Below are 2,444 nucleotides of genomic sequence, written 5' to 3' on the forward strand. Positions count from 1 at the left end.
TCCTTCCTTCCGGTCTATAATGACTTTGAATTCTTTACCTATTTTCGTTTGGCTCAGTTCGCCGGCTATTTCCTGCTGAAGTGCCATTAATTCATCCAAGCGCTGTTGTTTCACTTCATGAGAAATGGAATCTTCGTATTCTTTAGCGGCGAATGTTCCTTCTTCTTCTGAGTATGCAAAGGCCCCCATCCGGTCAAATCGTACTTTTTTGACGAATTCTTTTAATTCTTCAAAATCTTCTTCAGCCTCGCCGGGATGTCCTACCATTAATGTTGTACGTAAGTGAATACCGGGTACTTCCCGACGAAATTTTTCGATTAATTCGTAGGTTTCCGCTTTACTTACGTGTCGGCGCATTTTATTCAGCATATTGTCACTAATGTGTTGCAGGGCGATATCCATATATTTGCATACATTATCGTGTTCGCGCATAACACGGAATAATTCTTCCGGGAAATGCGCCGGATATGCATAGTGTAAACGTATCCATTCTACACCGGGAACATTAGCAATTCTTTCGATGAGTTCGGGCAATTTCTGACTTTTATATAGATCTACGCCGTAGTAAGTCAATTCTTGGGCTATAATTTGGAACTCCTTTACTCCTTCGGATACAAGTAGTTTCACTTCATCAATAATCTCCTCCATCGGACGTGAAATGTGGCGTCCTGTAATAATAGGAATGGCACAATAAGAACATTTACGGTCACAGCCTTCTGATATTTTCAGATAAGCATAGTGATGAGGAGTGGTTAATGTCCGTTCAATGGCAAATTCCGCCTTGTATGCTTTGCCTAAATCTGCCAGTAACTCATTCCAATTAAACTTACCATAGAATTTGTCTACTTGAGGAATTTCCAATGCCAATTCTTTTAGATATCTTTCTGAAAGGCAACCCATTACATATAGTTTTTTGAGTTTTCCTTCTTCTTTGGCCTGACAAAATTCCAATATCATATTGATCGATTCCTCTTTGGCATCGCCGATAAAACCACATGTATTAATAACTGCGATTTCTCCTTGCGGTTTATCGGAATCATGAGTTACTTTATAACCGTTTGCTTCCAGCTGACGCATCAGCTTTTCTGAGTCTACTAAGTTTTTGGAACACCCTAAGGTGATGATATCTATTGTGTTACGTTTCATTTATTATTCAGTCTCTCCAAATAGTGAGTCTACAAATTCTTTTTTGCGGAATACCTGCATGTCTTCAATACCTTCGCCCAATCCAATATATTTTACGGGAATTTTGAACTGCTCTGAGATGCCAATTACAACGCCCCCCTTGGCTGTTCCGTCCAATTTGGTAATTGCCATAGCAGTAACTTCTGTAGCCAAAGTAAACTGTTTTGCTTGTTCAAATGCGTTTTGACCGGTAGAACCGTCTAAAACCAGCAATACTTCGTGAGGTGCGTCCGCAACAACTTTCTTCATCACATTCTTGATTTTAGTAAGCTCGTTCATCAAACCTACTTTATTGTGAAGACGACCTGCGGTATCAATAATTACTACATCTGCATTATTAGCTACGGCAGAGCTTAAGGTATCAAAAGCTACGGATGCGGGATCTGATCCCATTTTCTGTTTAATAACAGGCACTCCTACTCTTTCTCCCCAAATATCCAATTGTTCTACGGCGGCAGCACGGAATGTATCAGCGGCACCCAAATAGACGGATTTGCCCGCCTTCTTAAATTGATATGCCAATTTGCCAATGGTTGTAGTTTTACCCACACCGTTTACACCTACCACCATGATGACATAGGGCTTCTTACCTTCCGGAACAGTGAAATCATCCGAATCCACCGTGTTATTTTCAGTCAATAATGCCGCTATCTCTTCACGGAGAATCTTGTTCAGTTCCTGAGTGTTTACATATTTATCTTTGGCAACTCTTTCTTCAATGCGTTTAATAATATTTAGAGTTGTTTCAACACCTACATCCGAAGTAATAAGCACTTCTTCCAGATTATCCAATACTTCATCGTCTACTTTTGATTTACCAGCTACGGCACGGGCAATCTTACTAAATACACTTTCTTTGGTTTTGGACAATCCTTTGTCTAAAGTTTCCTTCTTTTCTTTCGAGAAAAAATTAAAAAATCCCATATTGGAGTCTGATTTATCTGTTTATGCTACAAAGATATAACTAATCTCTTACACGGACAAAAAAAAGTGTCACAATGATTGGTCATAATGTATTATGATGATAACATTGTGGTATAAAAAAAGTTCCTTCCATAATATATGAAAGGAACTTTCCATTAGTCTTCCGACTGAATTATTTCTTGAAAAAGTCTTGAACTTTTTCGTTAGGTACCATTTGCTCATCGAAGATGTAAGCTCCTGTTTTCGGAGATTTAACCATCTTGATAACCTTAGTATAAGAACGTCCTTCTTTACCTGTCTGAAGGGCGGCTACTGTTTTCTTTGCCATGGGTTAT

Annotated in this window: 3 protein-coding genes; all 3 read right to left on the reverse strand. The window is 39.0% G+C overall.

Annotation, left to right across the window (positions count from 1 at the left end):
• A partial coding sequence (gene rimO, locus AB5935_RS24410) for a 30S ribosomal protein S12 methylthiotransferase RimO (protein ID WP_368327693.1) occupies window positions 1-1,146 on the reverse strand: 1,146 nt, incomplete at its 3' end.
• A 3-nt stretch (window positions 1,147-1,149) separates the two neighbouring features.
• Complete coding sequence (gene ftsY / locus AB5935_RS24415; protein WP_007835429.1) at window positions 1,150-2,109, reverse strand: signal recognition particle-docking protein FtsY; 960 nt, start codon at window positions 2,107-2,109, stop codon at window positions 1,150-1,152.
• Window positions 2,110-2,281: 172 nt separating this feature from the next.
• Entirely contained in the window at window positions 2,282-2,437 is a 156-nt protein-coding gene (locus AB5935_RS24420; protein WP_368327694.1) for a DUF4295 domain-containing protein, read from the reverse strand.
• Window positions 2,438-2,444 lie beyond the last annotated feature (7 nt).

The organism is Phocaeicola sp. RTP21198st1_B8_RTP21198_201120 (genome assembly GCF_040929485.1).
Taxonomy (GTDB): domain Bacteria; phylum Bacteroidota; class Bacteroidia; order Bacteroidales; family Bacteroidaceae; genus Phocaeicola; species Phocaeicola dorei.

Excerpts from the sequence above, each read along its gene's own strand:
- AB5935_RS24420 (WP_368327694.1), bottom strand. The coding sequence starts at position 2,437 with ATGGCAAAGAAAACAGTAGCCGCCCTTCAGACAGGTAAAGAAGGACGT.
- ftsY (WP_007835429.1), bottom strand. The coding sequence starts at position 2,109 with ATGGGATTTTTTAATTTTTTCTCGAAAGAAAAGAAGGAAACTTTAGAC.